3 protein-coding genes are annotated in these 3,220 nt (G+C 61.8%); all 3 read right to left on the bottom strand.

Annotated features, from left to right (window positions below; translation table 11 throughout):
• Positions 1-105: 105 nt before the first annotated feature.
• The 3 genes from BN2475_RS32365 to BN2475_RS32375 are packed head-to-tail and all read right to left on the bottom strand — an operon-like array spanning position 106 to position 3,034.
• Positions 106-1,104 carry a tyrosine-type recombinase/integrase gene (locus tag BN2475_RS32365; RefSeq protein WP_094783423.1) on the bottom strand — a complete coding sequence of 333 codons (999 nt, stop codon included), beginning with the start codon at positions 1,102-1,104 and terminating at the stop codon, positions 106-108.
• On the bottom strand, positions 1,101-2,054 hold the full coding sequence (locus BN2475_RS32370; RefSeq protein ID WP_094783424.1) for a tyrosine-type recombinase/integrase: 954 nt from the start codon (positions 2,052-2,054) through the stop codon (positions 1,101-1,103). The genes BN2475_RS32365 and BN2475_RS32370 overlap by 4 nt, the downstream gene beginning before the upstream one ends.
• Positions 2,051-3,034, bottom strand: a complete 984-nt coding sequence (locus BN2475_RS32375; RefSeq protein WP_094783425.1) for a site-specific integrase — start codon at positions 3,032-3,034, stop codon at positions 2,051-2,053. Before BN2475_RS32375 ends, BN2475_RS32370 begins: the two co-directional genes overlap by 4 nt.
• Positions 3,035-3,220: the final 186 nt, after the last annotated feature.

Here is a 3,220-nt window from a genome sequence, read left to right on the forward strand (position 1 = left end):
ATGCTCTGCAGAGCATAAGCGCTTTTAGGCACAGTTCCGGGTTATGCCCAGCTCGTCGACCGGTGTCCGCCAGCTTTGGATCGCCGGCGACGAGACTGTAGATAATCAGAGCTGCTGGAGGAAGGCGAGCACGCTATCGGAAGGCTTGAACCGGAACGAGGCGGCTTCCGCGGGCGCCAGTTTCTCGAGTGCGCGCTGCTTCGTCGCCAGATCAGCGTCGATGTAGACGTGAGTCGTTTCGATGCTCTCGTGCCCGAGCCAGAGAGCGATGAGACTGATGTCGACGCCCGATTGCAGCAGATGCATGGCCGTCGTGTGACGCACGACATGCGGCGAAATGCGTTTGCCAATCAGGCTCGGGCATTTCAAGCCAGCCTGATTGACGGCCTGCTGGAGGATGTAATCGACGCCGTTGCGCGACAGTTGCCGGCCGCGATGACTGGGAAACGCGATCGGCGTGCGAGTGCTCTCCAGTTCACGGAACCACGTCTTCAATACCTGGGCCGTGTTTGACCACAACGGGATGCTTCGTTCCTTGCGGCCCTTGCCCATCAGGTTGATCAGCGTGCTGCCGCCGAACTGGACCTGTTCCTGTCGGAGCGCGATGATTTCGGAAACGCGCGCCCCGGTGTTGTACATCGTCAGAAGTAGCGCGTAGTCGCGACGACCGCGCCATAGGGACCGGTCGGGTGCTGCGAGCAAAGCATCGATTTCGGCACGGGTGAGCGCCTGTACCAGCAGTCGATCGGTCCGCTTCAACGGAATCGCAAGTACGCGAGTAGCCAAGCCCACCGACTCCGGATCGCACAGCGCGACCCATCGAAAGAAGCTGTGAATCGCTGCCAACCTGGCGTTGCGCGACCGCACCGAATTGCGCCGCTCAACTTCCAGGTAGTCAAGAAACGACAGGATCACGGGCGCTTCCAGCGCGGTCAGACGCAGTGACGAAGGTTCAATGTGTGTTTTGTCCCAGACGAACTGGAGCAAGAGACGGAACGTGTCTCGATAGCTCGATACCGTTCTTGGGCTGACATGCTTATGGGCGAGCAGGTGTTCGACGAAGAAGCCCTGCAGCAACGGGCCGATCATGGTGGTGGTCTTCATTGCTTCTCTCCCAGATTTGCGTACTGCCGGAACGTCGCGGCCGCAGTAGTCAGCAGTGCCGGCGTCGCGGTCAGGTACCAGTACGTTTCCACGGGGCTGACATGCCCGAGATAGACGGACAGATTCGGTATCCACTGCTGAACCGGTGCACCCTCCAGGCACCATTGCGTCAAGCGCTCGACGGCGAAGGTATGGCGCAGGCTGTGCAGCGTCGGCGACCGGGTGCCCGAAGGCGGCACCATGCCGAGCCGGTAAGCCGTGCGCGTGAACCAGTTCGCGAAGAATCCGTAGCTGATCGCCGTTCCAATCTCGGACATGAAAAACAGATCCGATAGCCCGGCGTAGCCGAGCTTCTGGCGCAACAGCGCATAGGTCTTCAACTTCTCAGAGGTCGTCGGGTGCAGGGGCACGATTCTCGACTTCCGAAACTTGGTCTCGAGGATCGAGATCCTCGGCGGATCGGCGTCAAGCAGCACGTCGTCAACCGTCAATCGGATTGCCTCGCCCGCTCGGATACCGGTGCTCGCCAGCAGGCCAATCATCGATACGTACACGTGCGGTCGCAATCTGCGACGAGGCCGCATTGCCGCGGCGGCATCCAGAAGGCGGGCGAGTTCCTCCTGAGTGAAGATGTAGGGCCTGCGCCGCCGCGGTCGCGCAAGCAATCCGCTTCCGGGGACCTGTGTTTCCGGAACGCTCGCGCGCAGGAAGTATAAAAACCGCCGTGCCGTAGAAAGGCGACTTGCCTGCCCGGCCGGACTGCGGACGGATGATGGCCCGCACGCCCAGTCAACCGCAAGCTGCGCGTCGATCGGCCACTTGTCGGCGACGATCGCATATTCAACGAAGCTTCTCAGCACTGCCTTTCTGGCCGCATCGTTGAAGCCGAGCGCCTCCCGAACGGCAAGGTAGGCATCAAGGTGGTCGCGTAACTCTGGATGCCCGTTCATGACCGCACTCCCGGCCACGGCAAGGCCACGTGCGCGAGCGTCGCGAGATCAAGCTTCGCATAGATCGCTGTCGTCGCCAGCGAGGCATGTCCCAGCACGTCGGCGACTTCCTTGAATGTTGCGCCTCGGCATACCATCTGCGTGGCCGCCGTGTGACGCAGCGCATGTGCCGCGGCCGGGATACCCGTCACGCCGGCGCGGGTCATCGCTTGGCGGACCGTTCTTGAGACGACCGACGAGTCGAGAATCGGCCCGTACGGTTCCCGCGTACTCAGGAAGACTGCTCTGCAAGTACTGGCTGGGCGTTCGTGTTGAAGATAGGCGCACAATGCTTCGCCGACCTCGCAAGGCAACGGCAGTCTCCGTTCGCGGTGAGACTTTCCAGGACGAATGCGCACGCAGCCCTCGACCCAGTCGATATCGTCGAGCATCAAATGTGTGAGCTCACAGGCCCGTACGCCCATTCTCGCCAAGACCAGCAACATCGCCCGATTGCGCAACTCGTGGGCGCTGCCGTCGTGCGCTGCTCCGAGCACGCGCTCGGTCTCCTCTGCGGTAAGACGAACCGGCAAAGCGGCGTACTTCCATTGGGGCATCGAGGGAATCGCGGCTTCGAGCTCACGGCCTGCCATGCCGCAGAACACCAGATACCGGAGCCAGGCTCGCAGTGCCGTTCCTGGCTTCTTGCGCGAGTGTCCGTGAAGGCGCGCAGCCTCCTGGCGCACAAAGGTGGTGAGCCATTCGGCGCGCGGTACCCACTGGTCACGGGCGGTTGCCGGGCAGTACTGCGCCAAGAATCGCCGGACAAAGAAGCGGTATTGGCGGCGGGACGCGGCTGCAAGTCCCACGACCTGCGAGAGATGGCGATCGAAATCGCCGACCCAGCTGTTCAGTTCATCGGGCAGTTCTGCCTGCGCTAAACGCTTGCCGCTGCCTGATGAGCGGGATACGGACGGAGTCGGAGACGGTGTGTTGTTCATGAGCTTCTCCCGTCGACCGGAATGGCCGATCGGGGAAGCTTGCTCCGATTATGCGAAGACGTTTCAGGTGCGGGCCGGCTCTGACCGGCACTCCACGGTCACCGCAGAACTCGACCTGTCGCGAGCTGGGCATAACCGGGAACTGTGCCTAAAAGCGTTTATGCTCTGCAGAGCATAAGCGCTTAT

Source organism: Paraburkholderia ribeironis (genome assembly GCF_900019265.1).
Lineage (GTDB): Bacteria > Pseudomonadota > Gammaproteobacteria > Burkholderiales > Burkholderiaceae > Paraburkholderia > Paraburkholderia ribeironis.

Bases quoted from the DNA above. Each gene is read 5' to 3' on its own strand.
- BN2475_RS32365 (WP_094783423.1), bottom strand. From the start codon at position 1,104: ATGAAGACCACCACCATGATCGGCCCGTTGCTGCAGGGCTTCTTCGTC.
- BN2475_RS32370 (WP_094783424.1), bottom strand. From the start codon at position 2,054: ATGAACGGGCATCCAGAGTTACGCGACCACCTTGATGCCTACCTTGCC.
- BN2475_RS32375 (WP_094783425.1), bottom strand. From the start codon at position 3,034: ATGAACAACACACCGTCTCCGACTCCGTCCGTATCCCGCTCATCAGGC.